Raw genomic sequence first — 21,514 nt, 5'->3', positions numbered from 1 at the left:
CACCCCCGAAGGAGAACGTAAGTAAACAGAAAAGGCAGGTCTCCTGGCTTATGGGTCATCGTCAGGCTCGCCTTCCCATTTTCTTGCGAAAACAGTGGCATTAAGAGCCGTCCTCCCCAAATACAGTGGCGGGGCCGCGCCGGATTCCAACCGGTCTTCCCTATTACCTTTCTCCCAACGGAGAAAGACCTTTTCTTCTATTCACTTCGTTCGTTATCATTATAAAAGAAAGGAAAACGGGTTTCAATTTTCAGACCTGCAGCGGAAGGGAGAGACCACACTTTGCTTAAAAAATCTTTTTCTTTTGATTTGGGAAAAGAAAATCGCGTCATCCGCGGAGATATCCGTTTGCCAAAACCGCAACTACCTGCGCCGGTCCTTTTCATTTGTCACGGTTTCAAAGGATTCAAAGATTGGGGATTTTTCCCTGTATTGGCCGAAAAACTGGCAGAAGCCGGCTTTGTCACCGTCACGTTTAACTTTTCCATGAATGGAATCGGCGAGGATTTGGAAAACTTTACGGAGTTGGAGAAATTTTCATTGAACACCTTCAGCCGGGAACAAGAAGATTTGGCCTTTTTAATCCAAAAGGTCCGCGAAGGGGACTTTCCGTATGCGGATGCCATCGATCCGGGACGAATCGGACTTTTCGGCCACAGCCGCGGAGGAGGCAACAGCCTGATCCATGCCTTGGATCACCCGGATCGGATCAAAGCGGTTGCTGTTTGGAACAGCATTCACCGGGCCGACTTCTTTGCTCCTGAAGTGATGGACGACATCAAGCGCAAGGGAATCGGTTATATATCCAATGCACGCACCGGACAACTATTGCCCGTCCGCCGGGAAGTCATCGATGACATCCGGCAGAACCGGGAACGGTTTGACATCAAAAAACGTCTGCCGGATCTGCATCTTCCTCTGCTCATCGTACAAGGAACCGAAGATCTCCCCGGATTTATGGAAGGAGCAAAAGAAATGGCTGATCTGGCAGACAAGGCCACGCTTCGTCTCATCGAAGGGGCCAATCACACCATGGGTGCGGTTCATCCTTTTGAAAAAATGACTCCGCAGCTGGAAGAGGCGATTCAAACCACCTCCTCTTTTTTTCTGAAGCATTTGTCTCCTGAACAGGTATAATGATAGCAGGTGCATCATGTAAAAAGCAGGTGAATGGAATGCAAACGCAGAAATCGTCTTCGGATTGCCCGGCGGGGGAAACCCGGAAAAGCCACCACCCCGACAAAGTGAAAAACAATCTGATTTCCAGGCTCAACCGCATTGAAGGGCAAATTCGCGGTGTCAAAAAAATGATCGACAATGATACTTACTGCGATGATGTGTTAAATCAGATTGCAGCGATCCAATCGGCTTTAAACAGTGTGGGCAAAATCCTTTTGGAAGGCCATTTGAGAAGTTGTGTGGTGGAACGTCTCCAAGAAGGCGAAATGGAAGTGATTGACGAATTGCTTGTGACCATGAATAAGTTGATGAAATAAGCAGTGAAAATGCAGACAGGTTGGCGGATCCCGCCAACCTGTCTGCTTAAGGGGGTCAAACGTTTTGGATTTCTACTTGCCATCAGTGACGCGTGAGAACATGAGATCATCCATTTACAAATTGGAAAGGAAAGTTGTTTTCTCTGCTCCATCCATTGTTGCATCGTCATGCATGTTTGCTTCTCTATCTATTATAACGGATCATGCTTCGGAAAAGTTTCAACAAAAAATGAAAAAATAAAATTTTAAACCGTGATGGAGACATCATGACTTTCAAACAACTTTACGGCGGTTTTCTCACGCATATACACCAAATAACGCGTGTAAAGACGCCACATTCCCTGCCAGAATTCATCCCCGGCCGGTTGGTACACCACTTTCAGCCCGATCGCTTTGGCCTCCTCATAACCGATGACTGAACCGTGATTCGGATATTTGTCTATGTTGATCAACGTCTCGGCAATCCGCTTGGCCTTCAGCAGATTGTTTTTATACATGGACCGGCTCAACCACTTGATGGCCAAACGTTTCGAATGTTCAATCGATTTATGGCAAAAGTCAATCAATGCCGCATCCACGCCCTGCAAAAAAGGAAGATAGGCTGCATTTAAAGGTTGTCCATTTGCATGTTCTTTTTTAATCAATTCGAGTCCGTTCAGGAAAGCTTGAGCGGGCCGGTATTGATAACCGAGCACGGTCGGAATCGAAACCTGAGGATCGATCGGACCCAGTTCCGATGTGTCGCTCATCACAATTTCATCCGCAGCCAGGCTGATCAAGGTGGCCGCACTTTTGGCTGCCTGCGGGACAATCACCCGAAGATGCCTGGTTTTGGAAAACAGCGTGTGCACCAATGTTTCCGCCGCATTCGGATCGCCACCGGGGCTTTCGATGATCAAATCCACATCACACGAGTCCTCCAAAGAAGAAACAATCTCATAAAACGGAGCAATATCTTCCCGGGTAATGGCGCTGTCCGGATGGGTCAGGTTCGCCATGTACACCAAAATGCGGCGCCCCGTCTTCTTTTCCAATTCTCTCATCAATGCCTGCCGTTCGTACCGGTCGCGATGGACAGCGTGATAAAGAGGACTTTGCTTTGGAAATTGTTGGTGATCCATGGAATCTCCTTCTCTTTTCATTATTGGCTTTGATAGGGACGGCCGTACAACTTTTCTTTCGTCGGCTTGATTCCCAAAGCCTCCATATCCCTTTTCAGCTTTTGCACCGATTTGGCAAAGCACTCAAAATCATTCCGGTTGTTTTCGCGCAACAATTTCTCTTTGGCTGTAAGGAGTGTGTCAAACATCGCTTGCTTCCCTCCTTGTCTCATTCGCAAGCTCCTTTTTTTAGTATACTATATGCATTCCCTTTCCGAAAGATCACGGTGATTCCCCCGACTTTCCATTGTTGGGCACTTTCCCGTTTGCTATACTAATATATTAAGTCGATTCCATAAAGATAGGAGTTTTACAGTGAAATACACCGGATTTTTAGAGCCGCTTCAGCATCGCCCCGCCCGGCCTGTACACTATGAGCTGAAAGTGGATGACCAAGTCATCCCTTTGAATGATTTTTTGGGCAGGGAAATGGAAATCCGATTTCTGGATGAATTGCGATGCCGGTATTGCGGACGGAAAACCAAAAAATTTTACGGTAACAACGGCTCATGCTTTCCTTGTTTTAAAAAACTCCCGGTCAATGATCTTTGCATCGTCAAACCGGAATTGTGCCATTTCCATCAGGGAACTTGCCGGGACAACGCCTTCGGCGAGCATCATTGCATGTGCCCCCATATTGTTTATCTCGCTTTATCCAGCGATATCAAAGTCGGCATCACGCGAAAAAGCAACCGGTTCAACCGCTGGATCGATCAAGGGGCGGTGCAGGCATTGCCCGTTTTGGAAGTGGCTACACGCAAAGACGCCGGCGAAGCGGAAGTGTTCCTTTCCCAATTCATTACGGACAAAACCAACTGGCGCAAAATGCTGAAAAATGAAATCAATGACGCGGATTTGTATCAAACCCGGAAAGAACTGATCAAAAAACTGCCGGAACGGTTCCAGCCTTGCATCCTTCCTGAAACGGAAATTCATGAATTCACTTATCCCCAGCTTCAAGTTCCCGATAAAATCACTTCCCTGAACTTTAAAAAACAACCGGCCATCCGCGGGACATTGATCGGCATCAAAGCACAATACTTAATCTTTGACACCGGAGTATTTCAGGTGCGCAAACATGCCGGATACAAAATTTCCATTTCGCTTTGAGCATTTTTAATGTATCCGGCGAAAGAAGTTTTTAAACCGGTACGGCGGTCCCAAATTCCGGCGGATGTGCCGCCAATTCGGCTTCATTCGGAAGAGAATGAGGCTTCCCAAAACCAAAATGACAAGCCATGCATAAAAATGGGTCACCAGAATCAATCCGAGAATAATCATCGCCATGGTCGTAAGCAGTGTGGACAAAAACAGATAACGGGTGAACAGCAAACTGAAAAAATAAATAATGATTCCCACCAAAACCAACACCGGGCTTAAAATCAGCAATGCTCCCGCTGCGACGGTCAATCCGTAATTCCCTTGAAAACCCAAGAACACAGAATACATACTGCCGGCGACAACCAGGACAGCCGCAAAGCACGCTCCCGGCCACCCTCCCAAAGCCATGCCGAAAAGAGTTGCTGCCATTCCTTTCACCAAGTCAATTACAATTATTAAAAAATATTCGCTCGGCTGCAATTGGGATCGAAACGGATACTTTCCCAAAGCCCAGAGATGAAGCGGCAAAGCTCCCATCAGATAAGCGCCGGCCAAGATACAAACAAAACTCATGCTGTCCCCTCCTTCCCTGTTTTTTAACAAATTATGCCGGCAAACGGCATAGTGCCAACCGGATCAGGGTCACCAGCCCGGCATAACCGAAAAAAGGGTACAAAAACCCGATCAGCACCGGAAAACCGAACAAGGAAAACAGATAGCCCAATCCAAAAATCACAGCCATCACAATTGCCGGATGGTACGGAATCCACGGTTTCAAACTGACGGTCAACCCGTATACATTGCCGATGAGGGTGGTCAAAATCTCCGCCCACATCACCAATAAAAAGAAGTATTTGAGCCCGGCGCCCAACCGGCTGATGACAAAAGCCATGGGAATCTTCAGATGAGACACATCCGTCCAATAAATCTGCATGGCGAGGTTGCTGGCAAAAAGCATCAAGCCCAAGCCCAAGCCACCCATCATCCCTCCCGCCATCACCACAGGCTCATCGGCCACTTTGGCCCCCAACGGGATCAAGACCGCTTGCATCAACGACAAATTGTAAGCCACGTAAATGAGGGACGGCACCAACCAATGATAGCGGGACGGCACCAAAGCAAAGGGCATATAAGAAGACCAATCCGCTGTCTTCCAAGCATGAATCGCGACCATCCCGATAAACAGAAGCATCATGGGAACGACAAGGGAGTTGACCGATAAGATGCCGTCCATTCCCCTTAAAATGACGACATATGCAATGAAGACCGTTATCATGACCCCCAAATGAAAAGACAATCCGAGTTGTTCCTCAAACAAAGCCCCCGAGCCGGACAACATCGCGGTTGTGATGCCGAATAACATGAGACTGACCAACCGGCTCATCCATTTCCCCCAATATTCGCCAAACAAATAACAGTTGAAATCTTCATAGGACGGGGTGCCCAACCGGCTTCCCATGAGAAGCATGCGGACTCCCAACCATGAAAACATCCCGATGGCAAACAGGACTCCCCAAATGCTGTCTTTCCCGTGAGAAGTAAAAAATTGCATGATTTCCTGTCCGGAAGCAAATCCGGCTCCAACAGCGGTTCCCGCATAGACAAAACTGATCCGGAGAGCCAAACTCCATCTCCTCAGTGACCACATACAACCCTAACCCCTTTGTCCGACTGTCAGGACTAGTTTATGATCACGGGCATAAGAAAAGACCAGCCAAGTTTTTGGCTGGTCTTTGGATTACCAGGGCCATCCTCCTTTTTTGTCATCATCCTTCTTGCCATCGTCACCGTTATTTCCGTTGTCCCCTTGGTCATTGCCGTTGCCGGGTCCGGGGAACGGGAAGTTATTGTTGTCGTCTCCATTTCCCGGATCATTCGGATCTTCCGGTTTTTCCCCGTCATCCGGTTTTTCTTCCCCTTGCGGGGCCAGTGTAACCGAAACGACACCCGATTCTTTTTGATCGTTTTTCTCCGTGTCAATGGCCACCACTTTATAGCGGTAGGTTTTGGAGGCAGGTTGCCCTCCTCCGCCGAAGAGATTATCCAGGAAGTTTCCTCCTTGAGGCGGTTGCACGGGATCTTTATATTCTCCCACGGTTCCGGGCAATTCTTTAATCATCTGGAAGTCTTGCCCTTCCTCTGCACGCCATACCTGGAATTTGACGCGGTCTCCCTGTTCACCCCACTTCAAGAGAATACCGTCACTTTGTTGCGACGCACTTAATTGAGGTTGTTTCAACTCAAACGGCGGTTGCGGTTCAGGTGCGTTAAACTGGAATTTCTGAGGTTTCTCCCCTTCCAGCGCTTTGTTCATCACATAGCCGAAGATTTTCGCCGGTGCGCTTCCCCCGGTCAGGTACGGGTTGTCCTGTCCGCCTTGGGGATAGAACACGTTGACAGCCATCACCATATTGGGGGTGTACCCGACAAACCATCCGGCTTGCCCGCCTTGGATCGTACCGGTTTTCCCGGCAACATCCCAGTCGTTATGCAAGGCGGCTTTTTTACCGGAACCTTCGGTAATGACATTCTTCAACATGCGGGTCATCCAATAAGCGGTCTTTTCATCAAAGACTTTGGTTTCTTTTTCATCTTTTTCTTTTTTGGGCTCCAACTCTTTGTCTCCTTGCACCACTTTCCGGATGGTGTACGCATGCTTATAAGAACCTTTATTCGGGAAGACGGAGTACGCTTGCGCCATTTGCTTGGAAGTAACCCCTTTGTTCAAACCTCCCAGAGCAAGGGGTGCATATCCTTTATCCGCCGGTTGCAAATCCAGCCCCAGTTTTTGCCCGTAATTATAGGCCCGTTCCAGTCCGACTTCTCGCAACAAGTGAATCGTCGACAAGTTCAGCGAGTTGGCCACCATGTATTTCATGCTGACCTCACCTTTGGGACCTCCCGAGTAGTTGCTTGGACTCCAGTCGCCGGCAAAGTCCACCTTTTTGTCTTCAACCGTGAAATACTCATTATAACCAAGATCCTGAATGGCCGGGGAATAGACGGTCAATGGTTTGATCGTCGATCCCGGTTGCACCGGATCGGCCACCGCCCGGTTTCGGTATCCCGGTTTATATTCGCGGCCGCCTCCCACGGCTCGGATCAGCCCCGTTTTGGGATCAATAATGGTAATCCCGGCGTCGGCCCCCTCCAAAGATTTTCCTTCATTATTGGTAAACAGCGAATCATCTTTCAGAGCCTCTTCCACCGCTTTTTGGGCTTTCAAATTCAAACCGGTATAAATATTGAGTCCCAGTTGTTCCAGATCTTCTTCATTCAAGCCGTATATTTCTTCCAATTCATCAATGACCAAATCTTTATAAGCATCAAACTCGTTTTGTTTCAGATACTCTTGTTCACATTCTTTACAAGTTTCCAGTGGCTTTTGCGCCAGCTTTTTGGCCTCTTCTTCCGAAAGCATCGGCTCCATCTCATCATCCACCGGCATGACCATCGTCAAGACGACATTTCGGCGCTCGATTGCTTTATCCGGATGTTTAAGCGGATTGTACTTGTTGGGCGCCTTGGGCATCCCGGCAAGCATGGCCACTTCTTGCGGCTCCAGTTTTTCTTCAACCGGGTCCTTGCCAAAATACACCTTGGAAGCCAGACGCACACCGGCTACCCGGCCGCCGAATCCGATAAAGTTTAAATAGGCTTCCAAAATATCATCCTTGCTGTATCTCTTTTCAAGATTCAGCGAACAACCCAGCTCCTTGATCTTCCGGGTCATGGTTTTTTCGGCATTTTCCAGGATAATGTTTTTACAAACCTGTTGGGTGATGGTACTTGCCCCTTGGGCCGCACCCATGGCGACGATGTTTTTGACCACAGCCCGGGACAAACCTTCAAAGTCAACCCCGATATGTTTATAGAAACGACGGTCTTCCGTTTTGACAAAAGCGTCGACCAGCATCGGGTTTTTTGCTTTTAACTTTTCAATATCCGCCCACTCACGCTGTTTCGTACCAATGGTGGCAATCACTTCATCATTGGCATCATACAGTTTGGAACTAAATGGCATATTTTCTTTTTGAATTTTTTTCAAATCATAAGTGCCTTCGCTTAACATAATGGCTGAACATCCGCCCACCATCAGGAGCAGAGATGTCACCAATACCAATACAAGCCATTTCCAAGAAAGAAATCTCTTCCACCCGGTTTTGGGCGGTTTGCGTCCGCCGCCGCCACCCGAACGGGAACGCGAACGGGGACCCACTCGTTCACTGCGTGAGCGCGGAGGCATCGGGCTATAACCACTTTTCATGCTCACCCTGCGAAAATCATCCATCGATTACCCTCCCGAAACCATTGTTCTATCCAATCCATGCTTCCACCTTCAAAAAAGCACGAAAACCTATAGATAATTTGACAATGAGGCTGACCAATTCCTGCACATCCGCTTTTGTGCTATGATAAACGAAAAGGTGGTGAGCGTCGTCATGCACAAAAAAGCTGCAGTTTTTTCCAGTCGGTTGACCGGGATCATCAGCCTTTTCCTTACCTTTTATTTATGGAAAGTTGCAGGAATCACCGGTCTCATCGGCGGACTGGTCAGTGCCGGTTGTTGGTTTGCTTGGAGTTGGCTCCTCCAAAAGAAGTAATCTTTTCTTCTCTCGAATACTTACCCATTATAACTTAAGAGCCTGCAAAATGGTTTGTCATTTTTAAAAAATATTACAGCAATATTACACGAATCTTATGCTCATTCTACATAATATCATCCATTGATGAAACCCCCAGTCACTGGAATCATGGCACCGGTGATAAAATCGGAATCGGGATGGACCAAAAAGCGGACCACGCGTGCGACATCCTCCCCGGTGCCCGGCCTTCCGACCGGGGTGCGTTGGTCTTCCTTCCCCCTCGCTTCGCAAATGGATGCTTCTTTATAGGGATCGCGAATATCCCCGGGCAGGATCATATTGACGGTAATTTGATGGGCCGCTTCCTCACGGGCCAGTGTTTGCGTCAACACCGCCAATCCCGTTTTCGCGGCGGCATAGGGCCCGTAACCGGTCCATCCGAACACTTTATCCGCTTCCGGATACCCGAAAGTAATGATCCGCCCTCCTCCCTGGTTGCGCATCATCGGAATCACTTCCCGCACCAAATAAAAAACGCCGGATAAATTGCCGTCGATCATGTCACGCCAATGTTCATCCGTAAAGTCGATCACGGGCGTTTTCTTGAAAATAAACGGTCCGGCCGTGCAGACAAGGGCATCGATCCTCCCCAAATCTTCACGAACCTCACCGACCATGCGCCGGATATCCTCTTTGTTGCTGATATCTCCTTGGAGAATGACCGCTTCTCCTCCATTTTTTTCGATCTCTTTTTTCATTTTTTGCGCCGCACTCCGACTTTGTCGATAATTGATCACAATCCGGTAACCGTCCTCAGCCAGCCCTTTGGCCACCATCACGCCCAGCCCTTTGGGGCCGCCGACAACCCAGGCCACCGGCTTTTCTTTTTGCGCCATCAAACATTCATCTCCTTATTCAAAACATTTTTATGTCCGGCCATTTGGAAATTATGATACCATCCCCGGTCGCAAATTTTGTCTATTATTATAATATATGGCGTTGGAAGTCCCACTCCGAAAATTGCCCGATTCTCCCGGCCGGTAAACTGCTTCATAAAAAAAACAGCAGGCAACTTTGGATACATTGCCCGCTGTCTTGCACAGTCTGCTTGCAAACATTCCCGGCAACCGTCGCCGCAAATCTCCGGATGCCGGATTTAGGATGTGGCAACCCTCTGCCGTCGGTCCGCTCACTGTTTTCCGATGTAAACCGACCGGACGATGGTGCGTGCAAAAGGCGTTCCGTCGGCTTTGGTTCCCTGAAGATCGATGGTGACATTGTAGGTGCCCGGCTCCTTCAACCCGAAGCGGTCAGCCAGATCCGGTACATTTTTCAGGATTTGTCCGGCGGTGATTTTTTCGGTTCGAATTTTCTCCCCCCGCGGGGAAATCACTTGGATGGATCCTTGCAGTTGTTTCAAATTCGTGTTTTTCCAATTCATCTGTAAGGGGATACGGCCGGAATCGGCTTTGGCCGGAAGCGTGAACGAAAGGGTATCCGCTCCGGAATAGGTGGTGATCAAGAGATAAGCATCGGTTTGCGGACTGTTCATTTGCATCGTCCAGTTTCCGCTTTCCAACTGGCTTCCATTAAGATGAAACATTTGCACAGCCGCCCCTTGAAAGAAGGCTTCATCCGTCGCTTTGGAAAAAACGCCGCTGGTTTCGGTGTAAACTTTGCCGGATGGCGAGATCAACCGGACTTTCACTTCAGGGGATTTGGTAAGCACGGTGAAAAGGATTTCTTCCGAACCGGCATCCACCGAAATCGTTTCTTCCGCTTGCTCGCCTGCCGTCAACGGTCCCCCTCTGACAAAATGGTCAGCACTTTCTTCCTTCATCCGGGGAACATCCTGCCGGGTTTGCACCACTTGACCAGAGCGAAGCACGGAATCGATTTCCGCAAAGGCGACGGTTCCGGTCCGGATGGCATCATGATCCACATCCTTGGTAAACAGATGGTTTCCATAAGGAAGATCGGTGCTCCAGACATTCACCAACCCGTCATTGTCTCCATGGGAAGACAAGTAGAAACCGCCAAACCACAAGGCCGACAAACTCGGTCCCCAATTGGTGCCCGCAGCAGTGTAATAAACGTTTTTAACCGCATCGGGATGACTGTCGGTTTGTTCGCGGTACTTTGCCATTTCGCCCGTTTGCAAGGAATAGGTCGCATCCGAACGCTGTCCCAGCAACTCTGCCAGCCACCCGGCCCAGGAACTGTGTGCCAGATCCGCAAGATGCGAACCGTGATGCGGGGAGCCTAAGGTGACCACTTTTGATACATACGGATACGCGCCATAATGAATCAAGGCTGCCTGCGTGTCAGGACCACCTTTGCTGTGTGCGACAATATTCACCTTCTGTCCGAAATGGTCATAAATTTCCTTCAGCATCCGGGCCAGCAATTCTCCGTTATCCCACTGGCTGGATGGCTTTCCGCCGGCATCATACAATTGGACAAAAGCGGTCCGGTAACCGTTGTTGTATGCGGTTTCATACATATCATTCAATCCGTGATAATTGGTCTCGTTCCACCAGTTTTGGGCTTTTCCGTTCATTCCTTGGACAAAGACGATGGGAAGTTTGTTCGGGTCGGCATTTGCCGGAGTGGCTCCCAAAAACCAGGTTCCGGGGGTGGTGTCTTCAGAGGGAGGGGGCAACTGATTGCTGATCACATTTCCCATCGGTTGGGGAGGGGGAATTTCCTCACTCTCAGCCCCGACCCATCCGGCGGGCAAAAACATGCTGAAGGCCAACAACAAACAAAGCAAAAAACACCAAGGCCGGCGCAACACAATCTCCTCCTTTTTTCATATACAGAAGATTGCGACATCTATTTCTGAAACATTTGCGTTTCCAAGAGAACATAAGGTCTTGCAAACCATTTTTCAATTTTGATTATATCGTATTCTATAAAATTCCACAAATAAAATTTTGAATATTTGAAAATTTAATGGTTTGCATGTTCCAAAGCGGGGAACATGCAGACCCGGCCTTGTCCTTGCCAAGTCTCAATGATTCAACACGCTCCAGCTTCCAATGTTTCAAGCAGTTGCCGGATATCTTCCGGAAGCGGGGACTCCCATTCTTTCCATTCATGCCACCGGGGATGGAGCAAACGGAGATAAGAAGCGTGCAAGGCTTGCCGACCGATCAGATGTTGATCATCCCCGATTCCGTACAACGGATCGCCAATGATGGGGTGGCCGATGGATGCCAAATGAATCCGAATCTGATGCGTGCGTCCGGTTTCCAACCACAAACGCAACAAAGTGGTTTCTTGGAAGCGCTTGACGACTTGAAAGCGGGTAACGGCGCGGACGCCTTCCTCAGATACGACGCGTCCCCCTTTTTCCTCCGGCAACATTTGAATGGGCTTGTCAATGGTGCCGCTTTCGTCTTCCACCCGGCCATGGACAACGGCATGATAGCTTCGTTCATAATGCTTTTTTTCCATTTGGGCCGCCAAAAAAGCATGCGTGTATGCATGTTTGGCTACCACCATCAATCCGGAAGTGTCCCGGTCCAGCCGGGTCACCGGCCGGAACTTTCTTCGTTCCCCTCTTTGTTCCCAATGGTAAATCAACCCATTGGCCAAAGTACCTTCCTTATAACCGCGCGTGGGGTGGACCACCAAGCCGGGCGGCTTGTCAATCACGATCAAATCTTCATCTTCTTCGACAATGTCAAAAGAAACGGGTTGGGGAAGGACGGTTTCCGATTCCTCTTCCATATAGCGGATTTCAATTTGGTCCCCTTCCCTGACCCGGCTCGTAAAATAACGCACTTCGCCGTTGACCGTGACCAACCGGTTCCTTTTCAGGCGGGTCATCATTCTTTTGGAAAAACGGTACTTGTTCCGGAGAATTTGTTTCAACATTTTCCCGTCTTCTTCTCCGGAAACGACATGGGTGAATTGGATCTGGTTATTCATGAAACACCTCAAAAAGACATGATGATTCCAAACGTTTCTAGTATAGCACGGGTGAAATCAACGAGAAAGAATCCCTTTTGTAAATAATTGTAATTATATATAATAGACAATGATTTCATCCATTCGTTATAATGATGCCAAAACCAAAAAAATACCTGCAAAGGGGAGCCGGAGATTGGCCGGCTGAGATAGTGTACCGATACACTGACCCTCACAACCTGATCCGGATTATGCCGGCGTAGGGATTGCGCATGGTTTCAGACAAGCACAAGCATCCCTCCATCAGGGGTGCTTTTTTGTGTCTTCCCCTTTGCATGCAACCAGGAAGGAGTACAAAAATGAAACAACGTCTGGTGCTCACGGCACTTTTCACCTTGTTCGCCTTGTTTCTGGCGGCATGTTCCTCAACCGGGGACTCTTCCAGACAAACAGTCAAAATCGTGCTCGACTGGACCCCGAACACCAATCACACCGGACTGTACGTAGCAAAAGAAAAGGGCTATTTCAAAGAACAAGGGCTTGATGTCCAAATTATCCAACCCGGCAACAGCGGCGCGGAGCAAATGGTTGCTTCCGGGCAGGCCGATTTTGGCGTCAGTTATCAAGAAAACGTCACCCATGCCCGAACCCAAGGGATTCCGATCATTTCCATCGCGGCCGTGTTGCAACATAACACTTCCGGCTTTGCCTCTCTCCGCGACAAACAGATTCAACGGCCGAAAGATTTTGAAGGCAAAGTCTACGGCGGCTTCGGTTCGCCGGTTGAAAAACAGATCCTGACTTCTTTGATGGAAAAAGATCAGGCGGATGCAAACAAAGTCAAAATCATCAACACCGGAAACGTCGACTTTTTCCAAGCGTCCAAACAAAATATCGACTTTATGTGGATTTATTACGGATGGACCGGCATTGAAGCCGAATTGCGCGGCGAAAAGCTGAACATGGTCTACCTGAAAGATTATGACCGTGCTCTGGACTATTACACCCCGGTTCTCATCACCAGCGAAAAACAAATCAGCCAAAACAAAGAAACCGTTCAATCCTTTATGAAAGCCGTCAGCAAAGGTTATCAGTTTGCCATTGACCATCCCGATCAAGCGGCTGACATTCTGATCCGGGAAGTGCCGGATTTAAATCCCGAACTGGTGAAAAAAAGCCAGGCATGGATCAGCCCCCGTTACAAGGATGATGCCAAAGTTTGGGGATGGCAAAAAGAAGAAGTTTGGGCGGACTATGCCAAATGGCTGAGCGATCACCACCTTTTGGAGGGAAAATTTGTACCCAACGAAGCCTTTACCAATGAATTTTTGCCGGAAGGAGGAAACTGAATTGGCCCAAGCACTGGTCAGCCTTCAAATCCTGCCGCGAACCCCCCGCGGGGAAAAAGTGATTCCTTATGTGGACCGGGCGATTGAACTGATTGACCAATCCGGTGTCCGTTACCGCGTCGGCCCTCTGGAGACCACCATGGAAGGGGACTTGTCCGAACTGCTAAAGATCGTTGAGAAAGTCCATGAAGAAATGGTGAAAATGGGTTGCGGCAGCGTCCTGGCCCAAGTGAAAATCTTGTATCAGCCGGACGGCATTTCGATAAGCGAGTTGACGAAAAAATATGATGAGCATTGTTAAACGGGGCATGCCTGTCTGGTTCGTCCTTTTTCTGTTGTTCTTATGGGAAATGTCGGTTTCCTTGTTTCATATTGAACCTTGGGTGCTTCCGTCCCCTTCGGCAATCGGCAAAGAATCCCTCGCATTGTCCCGGCAATTGCCCGTTCCCGTATGGGCAACTGCAAGCATTGCCATCAGCGGCCTTTTCATGGGGACCGTCATCGGCCTTTTGACCGCCGGCGTGCTTCATTTATTTTCATCTCTGCGCCGAATGGTTTATCCGTTGATTATCTTGTCGCAAAATATCCCGATGATTGCGCTAGCGCCGTTGCTTGTGATGTGGCTCGGGTTTGGCGTCTTTCCAAAAATCCTGGTGGTTGCCCTGATCTGTTTCTTCCCTGTCACCGTCTCACTGTTGGGCGGATTGGCTGAAACGGATCGCACCCTTCTGACCTATATGAAAATGGCCGGCGCTTCCCGGATGCAAATTTTTTTCAAATGTGAATGCCCGTCGGCTTTACCGGCCTTTTTTTCCGGTTTGAAATTATCGGCCACTTACAGCGTGATGGGAGCGGTCATCGCCGAATGGCTGGGAGCGGAAAACGGCATCGGGGTGATGATGCAGCTGGCTTCGTCCACTTTCCGCACAGACCGGGTCTTTGTGACCATTTTGTTGGTCGCCGGCTTAAGCCTTCTCTTTTTCGCTTTGATCACATTCTTCGAGCGGATGGTGACAGTGCGCAATGGAAATCAAAGGAGGGATTCCCGATGACTTTGGAAGTGAAAAACATCACGTTTTCTTATGGCAACGGACCGGTCATTTCCGGTCTTTCCTTACGGGTGAAAGAGCGGGAATTCGTCTCCTTGATCGGACCGTCCGGGAGCGGAAAAAGCACACTGTTCCACCTGATCGGAGGCTTGGAAAAACCGGCAGAAGGAGAAATTACGTGGAACGGGCAGTCCATCGTCGGCAAACGCGGCAACTTCGCTTACATGCCGCAACAACCGTCCCTCTTCCCGTGGCGGACCGTGGCGGAAAACATTGCTCTTCCCAGTGAATTGAACCATCAAAAAATGAAACCGGAGCACATCCGCCGGTATTTGGAAAACGCAGGCTTGAGCGGGACGGAATCGCTGTATCCCCACGAACTGAGCGGGGGAATGCAACAGCGGGTGGCATTTTTGCGCACCTTGGCAAGCGGAAAGGAATGGCTGCTTTTGGACGAACCTTTCGGCGCATTGGATGCCCTGACGCGAACCCACATGCAAAAATGGCTGGATGCTTTGCTGAAAAAGGAACGGCGCACTGTCCTTTTCATCACACACAGCATTGAAGAAGCTTTGCTCCTTTCTGATCGCATCTATATTTTGACGAAACGCCCGATGCAGGTGTATCAAGAGTTGAAGGTTCCATTCCCCAAGGAAAACCGTTTTTCCCTCCGCGGAGATAAAACATGGGAATCCCTCCGGAAACAGCTGGAAGACTGGTTGTTACCGGAACCGGCGGAAACGGATTAAATAAATGACAGGGAACGGCATGCACGTCCGTTCCCTGTTTTGTCAATAAACAATGCCCGTGCGGCGATGTGTTTTGTCCAGTAAGGAAGAAGGAGGATCAAAATAACGGGAATCATATCTTTTTTGGAACGTTCCCTCTTTCGTTATGTACCCGGAACCCCATGTCGGATCCATGACCAGCCATCGCCCATCCACCCGGACTTCCACCCAGGCATGGCGTTGTCCCCCCGCTTTTCCTTCCACAAAACGGGCTGGCAAACCGGCGGATCTTAAAAGCGCAATCGTCAAAAACACGTAATCCTGGCAAATACCCTTTTTTGTGCGCAACGACTTGATCGCGCTGTCCGACCAATGGAATTCATTTTTCCGGTACTTTTCCATGTCATACGTCATGTTTTTTGCAACATAATCATAGATCGCCTTCGCCTTTTCCCGCGGTGTGGAAGCTCCGTTCACCAGTTGTCCGGACCGGTTTTGAATCTCCGCACTGTCGGACTCAATGCCTCTGGACGGAAGCAAATACCGGAGATCCTGCTTTGCCGAACTGTTCACCTCAAACCGGGCCACTTTAAAAAAACGGAAATAATCCCGTTTCTCCGTTGTGATTTCCGGAACATACAGGTTCACTTCATATTTTCCGGGACCAAACCTCAGCCATATCCGGTCATCAAAGCGGAAATTGTTCACCGGCAGAAAATAGGTTGCCTCTTCTCCATCTTTTTTGGTTTTGACAATCAGATGGGTGGTCTCTTTTGCATAAGGTGCCGTCGCATCAATCCGTCCGGCAACGCGGTAGGACAAGCCGGCCGTATCGCCGCTGGCCACCGGCGTTTCCAATTGAATGCCCCTTTGGGCATAAAGATCAGTATAGGCAACCGGTTCCCGCTTGATGTTTTTCGTGTGTTCCACATACAGCGTGGCTCCTTCCCGGAACGAACCCCATTTTTCCGGGTCGGGAACCATCACATCAAGCTGATGCACCCCCTGCCCGAACAACAAAGGGATCTGCTCCTGAAACTTGCCGTCGGTGACCCGGATGACCCGTTCCCAGGATTGATTTCCTTTTTTCAATTGCACCAGCAGTTTTTTCACGGATTTTTTGACCTCTCCGCGGATCGGGACGGCCTGGTCCGACCGGACATACCCTGACTGCGGGGAAGAGAGATTCAGTTCGGCTTCCCGGGCTTGCATGCTGTATGCCACATCCCGTGCCAACGTGTCGGAAGCATTGTGGACAGTAAAAGCCGCCATCAAATAAAAGTAATCTTTTTCTTCCCGGTCCGGAAGCCGGAGATAAACGCGATAATCCCCTTTCCCCTGAAACAGCCGGAGACTTTTCCCGAACCGCCCGTTTTCCACGGGAATATATTCATCCAATGTTTTGGGCAATCCCTGTTTGGGCTCCCCTTGGTACTCGATGTGCACCCATATGTATGGAACCGCCAGGTTTTCTGTCTTTTCGATGGTTCCGGAAACCGTAAAAACGGATTCGGCCTGCACCGGTTCCCATTGAGGCTGTTCCAGTTTGGCGTTCAGTTTTTGGGCATAATCCTCTAACCGGATTTTTTCTCTGCCTTGAAAATCCGAGCCCGGATTGGCCTGTTTGCTGAACACCAGTTTTTCCGATCCCCGGGTCCAGGTCCGGTCCAAAGCCTCTTTGTCCTGATATGCGGCCACTCCGAGCAGACAAGCCGTCAACAACGCACAACCTGCCGAAAACCACTTCCAACTCATACCCTTCTCCGGCCTTTCACAATTTTTTCCTTTGCTATTCCATTTTCTTTTGCATTGTGAAAAACCCTTCTTTTTCGCCGCCGGTTTAAAATAAAAAAAGCAAATGGCCGGGGTCTTTGACACACAAGACCCCGGCCATTTTTTATACCCGCACTTCTTCCGGCAAATGGCTCAACAACGTTTCTTCATCCCAAATCGTCACATCCAATTTTTTCGCTTTGTCCAGTTTGGAGCCCGCTTTTTCGCCGGCAACCAACAAATCCGTCTTTTTGCTGACGCTTCCGGTGACATTGGCCCCCAACGATTCGAGCAGGTCCGTTGCCTCTTTGCGGGACATCTTCTGCAATGTTCCTGTGATGACGACCGTCTTTCCGGCCAACGGTGATGATGCAACGGCTTTTTCTCCATCCGCACCCGGCCCTTTGTATTCCATATTCACGCCGGCTTCTTTCAAACGATTGATCGTTTCCCGGACTTCCGGTTTTTCCATGTAGGTGACCACGCTGTCTGCCATTTTCGGCCCGATCTCATCCAAGGCAAGCAATTCTTCCATGCCCGCCTCCATCAGGGCATCCATATGCTTGAAGTGTTGCGCCAGAATTTTGGCCCCTTTGGCTCCGACAAAACGGATCCCCAGCCCGAACAACAACCGTTCCAGCGAATTCCGTTTGCTTTTTTCAATGGCTTCCAGAAGGTTTTGGACCGATTTTTCTCCCATTCTCTCCAGCTGTAACAAATCTTCTTTTTCAAGGTAATAAAGATCCGCCACGCTTCGCACCAAACCGTGGTTAAACAGCTGGGTCACCACTTTTTCGCCCAGCCCTTCGATATTCATCGCACCACGCGAAACAAAATGGATGATGCCTTCCCGAGTCTGCGCCGGACATTCGGGATTGATGCAGCGAAGCGCCACTTCACCTTCAAGGCGGACCAGCCCGCTGCCACACTCCGGACAGTGTTCCGGCATGGAAAACGCTTTTTCTCCGCCGGTGCGCTTTTCGGTGAGAACGCCCACCACTTCCGGAATGATGTCTCCTGCTTTTTTCACCACCACATAATCATGGATCCGGATATCTTTTTCACGGATCAAGTCTTCGTTATGCAGAGAAGCTCGTTGGACGGTGGTTCCGGCCAGGCTGACCGGCTCCAAAACGGCAGTCGGTGTCACCACGCCGGTCCGACCGACATTCAGGGTGATGTCCAAAAGACGGGTGACGGCTTCTTCCGCCGGGAATTTATAGGCAATGGCCCAACGGGGGCTTTTGGCGGTGTTCCCCATCTGTTTTCTTAACGCCAATTCATCGACTTTGATCACAATGCCGTCAATCTCGTAAGGAAGATCCGGGCGGTTCTTTCCCCATTTTTCAATGAAAGCCAGCATTTCCTCCACGGATTCCACCGTCTGCCGGGCCGGATTCACCTTAAAGCCCAACGTCTCCAAAAATTGAAGCCCTTCGGTGTGGGTTTGGACGGTATGGCCTTCCAATTGTCCGATCTCATAAACAAACAAATCCAGCGTCCGCCGGGCCGCCAATTTGGGATCCAGCTGGCGAAGCGAACCGGCTGCCGCATTGCGCGGGTTGGCAAATAAAGGTTCCCCGTTTTCGGCCCGTTCCCGGTTCAAGCGTTCAAAAGCCCGCCGCGGCATGTACGCTTCCCCGCGAACTTCGATGGAAAGCGGTTCGTTGATGCGCAAAGGCAGGGACCGGATCGTTTTTAAGTTTTGCGTGATATCTTCCCCGGTGATGCCATCCCCCCGGGTGGATCCCAAGACAAAACGGCCGTCTTCATATTTGACGGAAACTGCCAACCCGTCGATTTTCAACTCGCAAACATAACGGACATTTTGGCGGCCGGCCGCTTTTCTCACACGCTCGTCAAAATCACGCAAATCCTGCTCGTCAAAAGCGTTCCCCAAACTGAGCATAGGGGCGGTGTGCTCGACTTTTTCAAAATAAGGAAGCGGTTCTCCGCCAACCCGCTGGGTGGGGGAATCCGGGGTTTTCAGTTCGGGAAATTTCTCTTCCAATGCCATGAGCTCGCGCATCAACCGGTCATACTCGGCATCGGAAATGGCCGGATCATCCAAAACATAATACCGGTGGTTATGTTCATTGATTTCATCATGCAATTCCAGCACGCGTTTCTTTGCCTCTTCCAGCTTCAATCCAACTTCATCCTCCTGTTCATCATTCTTTCGTGATGGGAGCATATTTGGCCAATAATTTTTTCACCCCGACCGGAGCGGGAAATGCAATGTTCAACTCCATGTCGTCGCCTTCCCCCTGCACTTTGACGACCGTGCCGACCCCCCATTTTTTGTGGACGGCTTTGTCCCCGACCTGCCAGTTGCGTTCCGGATTGGGTGCCGGCCGTGCCACTTTCCTGAAGCTTCGGCTTGGCGTCGGCGCTTCCTTTTTCTGTCCGGCTTCTTCAAACAACCCTGCCGGAATTTCCCTCAAAAAACGGGAAGGCAGATTGGAACTGGTTTGCCCAAAAATCGTCCGCGTCCGGGCCCGTGTCAGGTGAAGCACTTTCTCCGCACGGGTCAACCCCACATAGGCCAGCCGCCTTTCTTCTTCCATCTCCGACTCGTCATCCAGTGAACGCATGTGAGGGAAAATCCCTTCTTCCAAGCCGACCAAAAAGACATGCGGAAACTCGAGTCCTTTGGCGCTGTGCAATGTCATCAACGCCACGGATTCCGCATTTTTTTCCTCCTCTTCATCCAGCTGGTCCACATCCGAAATCAAAGCCAAATCCGTCAAAAAGCTGATCAATGTTTTGTCTTCATTTCTTTTCTCGAACTCTTGGGCGACCGATAAAAATTCATCAATGTTTTCCAGCCGGCTCGCCGCTTCGATGGTCTTCTCTTTTTTCAATTCTTCTCTGTAGCCGCTTCGTTGCAACACTTCTTCCGTCATTTCCACGGCTGACAGATATTCAATCATGGCATGAAGCTCGCGCACAAATCCGACAAAGGTTTCCAGCGGCTTCAGGGTCCGCTTGGACAGTCCGATGTGCTCCATCTCCAACAGCGCTTCAAACATGGAAATGCCGTTTTGCACTGCATAATTTTGGATTTTCTCCAGCGAAGCCGCTCCGACACCGCGGCGGGGCACATTGATGATGCGAGAAAGGCTCAGATCATCATGGGGATTGACAATCAGACGCAAATATGCCAACAAATCTTTAATCTCTTTTCGTTCGTAGAACTTGATGCCGCCAACCACGGTGTAAGGAATGTTGGATTTCATCATCACTTCCTCGATCACCCGTGATTGTGCATTGGTCCGGTACAACACAGCATAATCGGAATACCGTTTTCCTTGTTTGATGCCGTTTGAAATGGTTTCGGCAATATAGAAGGCTTCTTCCTGCTCAGTACCGGCTTCAAACAATTGAATCTTGCTTCCTTCCTCATTGGCCGTCCACAATTCTTTGGGTTTCCGTTCCGTGTTGTGGGCAATGAGATGATTGGCGGCTTGGAGGATGTTTTTGGTGGAACGGTAATTTTGCTCCAGCTTGATTTGCACCGCATCCGGATAATCCTGTTCAAAATGGAGAATGTTCCTTATATCCGCTCCCCGGAAACGGTAAATCGATTGGTCCGAATCACCGACCACGCAAATATTCCGGTGATGTTCCGCCAGCATTTGAACCAATACATATTGGGCATGGTTTGTATCCTGATACTCATCCACATGAATGTACTTGAATTTGCGCTGGTAATACTCTTTCACCTCGGGCCGCGATTTGAAAAGCCGGACGGTTTCCATTAACAAATCGTCAAAATCCAAGGATTGATTGGCCCGCAATTTCTCTTGGTATTTTTCGTAAACATCTGCTGCCACCTGTTCGAAAAAGTTGCGCGCACCCTGTTTCATTTCTGCCGGCCCGGCCAATTGATTCTTCGCATGGCTGATTTGATTCAAAAGGGAACGCGGCTCAAACTTTTTGGGATCCAGATTTTCTTCCTTTAAAACTTGTTTAATCACGCTCAATTGGTCCGAAGTGTCCAGAATGGTGAAGTTGCGCGACATCCCCAGCTGGTCAATATCCCGCCGCAAAATGCGCACGCACATCGCATGGAAGGTGGAGATCCAGATCTCTTCCGCCCGGGGCCCCACCAAAGAGACGATGCGTTCTTTCATTTCGCGCGCCGCTTTGTTGGTAAAGGTGATCGCCAAAATATTCCAGGGGTGAACCTGTTTTTCACTGAGAAGATAAGCCACGCGGTGTGTCAAAACCCGGGTTTTTCCGCTTCCGGCCCCGGCCACGATCAGAACGGGGCCTTCGGTGGTTTCCACTGCTTTTCGCTGCATCGGGTTCAAGCCCTCAAGCAACGTCTCCGTCGACAACTGGTTAAGCATCA

At 49.6% G+C, this 21,514-nt stretch carries 19 protein-coding genes and 2 riboswitches; of the genes, 8 read left to right on the top strand and 11 right to left on the bottom strand.

Translation table 11 applies throughout. The features are described 5' to 3' along the window. Positions 1–16 precede the first annotated feature (16 nt). A riboswitch (cobalamin riboswitch) is annotated at positions 17–208 on the bottom strand. Between the two features lie 74 nt (positions 209–282). Together NYE37_RS03200 and NYE37_RS03195 are read left to right on the top strand one after the other, a co-directional pair. Next, on the top strand, positions 283–1,137 hold the full coding sequence (locus tag NYE37_RS03200) for an alpha/beta hydrolase family protein (protein ID WP_037992987.1): 855 nt from the start codon (positions 283–285) through the stop codon (positions 1,135–1,137). Positions 1,138–1,175: 38 nt separating this feature from the next. Beyond that, positions 1,176–1,496, top strand: a complete 321-nt coding sequence (locus NYE37_RS03195; RefSeq protein ID WP_049720547.1) for a metal-sensitive transcriptional regulator — start codon at positions 1,176–1,178, stop codon at positions 1,494–1,496. Between the two features lie 245 nt (positions 1,497–1,741). On the opposite strand, the gene NYE37_RS03190 is transcribed toward NYE37_RS03195, so the two are convergent. Next, positions 1,742–2,617, bottom strand: coding sequence for an SDH family Clp fold serine proteinase (locus NYE37_RS03190; protein ID WP_049720548.1), 876 nt, complete (start codon positions 2,615–2,617; stop codon positions 1,742–1,744). Positions 2,618–2,637: 20 nt separating this feature from the next. Continuing rightward, positions 2,638–2,829: a hypothetical protein gene (locus NYE37_RS03185; protein WP_131470908.1), complete on the bottom strand. Its 192-nt coding sequence runs from the start codon at positions 2,827–2,829 to the stop codon at positions 2,638–2,640. A gap of 142 nt (positions 2,830–2,971) precedes the next feature. On the opposite strand from NYE37_RS03185, the gene NYE37_RS03180 reads away from it, so the two are divergent. Beyond that, complete coding sequence (locus NYE37_RS03180; RefSeq protein ID WP_340711768.1) at positions 2,972–3,766, top strand: DUF2797 domain-containing protein; 795 nt, start codon at positions 2,972–2,974, stop codon at positions 3,764–3,766. Between the two features lie 6 nt (positions 3,767–3,772). On the opposite strand, the gene NYE37_RS03175 is transcribed toward NYE37_RS03180, so the two are convergent. The 3 genes from NYE37_RS03175 to NYE37_RS03165 all read right to left on the bottom strand — a co-directional run bounded on the left by NYE37_RS03175 (position 3,773) and on the right by NYE37_RS03165 (position 8,048). After that, a complete protein-coding gene (locus tag NYE37_RS03175; RefSeq protein ID WP_198241465.1) occupies positions 3,773–4,330 on the bottom strand; it encodes a glycerol-3-phosphate acyltransferase in 558 nt (185 codons plus the stop codon). A 31-nt stretch (positions 4,331–4,361) separates the two neighbouring features. Then, entirely contained in the window at positions 4,362–5,405 is a 1,044-nt protein-coding gene (locus tag NYE37_RS03170) for a YkvI family membrane protein (protein ID WP_340711767.1), read from the bottom strand. A gap of 90 nt (positions 5,406–5,495) precedes the next feature. Beyond that, a complete protein-coding gene (locus NYE37_RS03165; protein WP_049720551.1) occupies positions 5,496–8,048 on the bottom strand; it encodes a transglycosylase domain-containing protein in 2,553 nt (850 codons plus the stop codon). A 151-nt stretch (positions 8,049–8,199) separates the two neighbouring features. On the opposite strand from NYE37_RS03165, the gene NYE37_RS03160 reads away from it, so the two are divergent. Further along, positions 8,200–8,361, top strand: coding sequence for a hypothetical protein (locus tag NYE37_RS03160; protein ID WP_156097693.1), 162 nt, complete (start codon positions 8,200–8,202; stop codon positions 8,359–8,361). A gap of 116 nt (positions 8,362–8,477) precedes the next feature. Here NYE37_RS03160 and NYE37_RS03155 read toward each other — a convergent pair whose 3' ends face one another. The 3 genes from NYE37_RS03155 to NYE37_RS03145 all read right to left on the bottom strand — a co-directional run bounded on the left by NYE37_RS03155 (position 8,478) and on the right by NYE37_RS03145 (position 12,279). Then, a complete protein-coding gene (locus NYE37_RS03155) occupies positions 8,478–9,239 on the bottom strand; it encodes an SDR family oxidoreductase (RefSeq protein WP_049720552.1) in 762 nt (253 codons plus the stop codon). 293 nt (positions 9,240–9,532) lie between these two features. Beyond that, positions 9,533–11,137 (bottom strand): esterase/lipase family protein, encoded by a 1,605-nt coding sequence (locus NYE37_RS03150; protein WP_052186591.1) that lies wholly within the window; start codon positions 11,135–11,137, stop codon positions 9,533–9,535. 227 nt (positions 11,138–11,364) lie between these two features. Further along, positions 11,365–12,279: an RluA family pseudouridine synthase gene (locus NYE37_RS03145; protein ID WP_062843291.1), complete on the bottom strand. Its 915-nt coding sequence runs from the start codon at positions 12,277–12,279 to the stop codon at positions 11,365–11,367. A 151-nt stretch (positions 12,280–12,430) separates the two neighbouring features. Beyond that, positions 12,431–12,541: riboswitch (TPP riboswitch) on the top strand. A 76-nt stretch (positions 12,542–12,617) separates the two neighbouring features. Here NYE37_RS03145 and NYE37_RS03140 point away from each other — a divergent pair. Genes NYE37_RS03140 through NYE37_RS03125 form a run of 4 tightly spaced genes read left to right on the top strand, consistent with a single transcriptional unit; the run spans position 12,618 to position 15,405 of the window. Beyond that, positions 12,618–13,607 (top strand): ABC transporter substrate-binding protein, encoded by a 990-nt coding sequence (locus tag NYE37_RS03140; protein ID WP_037993002.1) that lies wholly within the window; start codon positions 12,618–12,620, stop codon positions 13,605–13,607. A gap of 1 nt (position 13,608) precedes the next feature. Continuing rightward, positions 13,609–13,908, top strand: coding sequence for a thiamine-binding protein (locus NYE37_RS03135; protein WP_037993003.1), 300 nt, complete (start codon positions 13,609–13,611; stop codon positions 13,906–13,908). Next, a complete protein-coding gene (locus tag NYE37_RS03130) occupies positions 13,895–14,659 on the top strand; it encodes an ABC transporter permease (protein WP_131470906.1) in 765 nt (254 codons plus the stop codon). The genes NYE37_RS03135 and NYE37_RS03130 overlap by 14 nt, the downstream gene beginning before the upstream one ends. Beyond that, positions 14,656–15,405 carry an ABC transporter ATP-binding protein gene (locus NYE37_RS03125; RefSeq protein WP_082240532.1) on the top strand — a complete coding sequence of 250 codons (750 nt, stop codon included), beginning with the start codon at positions 14,656–14,658 and terminating at the stop codon, positions 15,403–15,405. The genes NYE37_RS03130 and NYE37_RS03125 overlap by 4 nt, the downstream gene beginning before the upstream one ends. A 42-nt stretch (positions 15,406–15,447) precedes the next feature. Here the strand turns inward: NYE37_RS03125 and NYE37_RS03120 are convergent, their stop codons facing one another. From NYE37_RS03120 to pcrA, 3 genes are all read right to left on the bottom strand, one after another. Further along, a complete protein-coding gene (locus NYE37_RS03120; RefSeq protein WP_147437079.1) occupies positions 15,448–17,139 on the bottom strand; it encodes a transglutaminase domain-containing protein in 1,692 nt (563 codons plus the stop codon). 142 nt (positions 17,140–17,281) lie between these two features. Further along, the gene (gene ligA, locus NYE37_RS03115; RefSeq protein ID WP_121874473.1) at positions 17,282–19,351 is read right to left on the bottom strand and encodes an NAD-dependent DNA ligase LigA; all 2,070 of its coding nucleotides are present in this window, start codon (positions 19,349–19,351) and stop codon (positions 17,282–17,284) included. Next, a complete protein-coding gene (gene pcrA / locus NYE37_RS03110; protein WP_037993010.1) occupies positions 19,329–21,512 on the bottom strand; it encodes a DNA helicase PcrA in 2,184 nt (727 codons plus the stop codon). Before pcrA ends, ligA begins: the two co-directional genes overlap by 23 nt. Positions 21,513–21,514 lie beyond the last annotated feature (2 nt).

This window comes from Thermoactinomyces sp. FSL K6-2592 (assembly GCF_038006465.1).
Classification (GTDB): domain Bacteria; phylum Bacillota; class Bacilli; order Thermoactinomycetales; family Thermoactinomycetaceae; genus Thermoactinomyces; species Thermoactinomyces vulgaris.
Note: the sequence above shows the minus strand (reverse complement) of the source record. Positions and strands in the feature narration are given on the sequence as shown.